Source organism: Oleiphilus sp. HI0067 (assembly GCF_001635735.1).
The window spans coordinates 1-914 of record NZ_LWFI01000633.1 but is presented as its reverse complement, the minus strand read 5'-3'; the positions used below and the strand labels follow the sequence as shown (position 1 = coordinate 914).

At 50.3% G+C, this 914-nt stretch carries 1 protein-coding gene; it reads right to left on the bottom strand.

Annotation, left to right across the window (positions count from 1 at the left end; genetic code table 11):
• Positions 1-914, bottom strand: a 914-nt coding sequence (locus A3739_RS07010; protein ID WP_197472150.1) for a VCBS domain-containing protein, incomplete at both ends; no start/stop codon positions are given.

Genomic DNA, 914 nt, shown 5'->3' with positions numbered 1-914 from the left:
GCGTATTATTGATCGGCGAGGAGCCTGCACCGAGCCGCTGCACGTCGCGACTTTGATTATCTAGATCATAGGTCCAGGTACCATTCGCTTGAAGGTGTAATGTTCCGTGTACACCCTGGATATCGCCCGCTTGAAAATGATCCTGACTAGCATCTTTATCACTTACACTGAGCGTGCCCGTCGCTTGCAGCGTGGTATCTTCTCTCACCATTCCGGTATCCGCACCGCTGATGATCGCCGTATCATCTTTGCCGTGCACGGTAATGGTTAAGTTCTGCGTATCGGTTGCACCGCTTTGATCGACTACGCCAACGGGTATTGTCAGCGTTTGAACTTGACCTGCCGCTAGGTGTTGGTAACTCGCATGGCTCGGATCAAAGCTATAGCTGCCGTCTGCATGCAGGGTAAACCCATCAACTTGCTGCATTACGCTGTAACGAGCGACTTCATGGTCGTCAGTATCCGTTGCTGTAAGCTGGCCCGTTAGCAATTGGCCATCCTCTGTCACACTTTGCGCTTGGATTTGCTGTAATACCGGCGCGTCATTTGTGCCCGTTAGGGTGATGACAAGATTCTTGGTATCAGTCGCGCCAGCTAGGTCAGTTACTGTCACAGGGATGGTGATGGTTTGTACATCGCCTTGCGTCAAATGGTTATAACTACCGTGGTTTGGGTCGAAGCTATAGCTACCATCTTGCTTTAGTACAAAACCATCTACATTCGGTGCACTAAAGGTAAGTTGGTCATTCGTATCAATATCCGAGCCGGTAAGCACACCTGTGGTCTTAGTGCTATCACCCTCTCTTGCCGATTGTGCTGTAATGACACTCAAAGCGGGCGCGTCGTTAATACCTGTAATCGTCACCGAAATACTGTGTGCGGTGCCGTCTGCCGAATGGATTTGTATCACATCG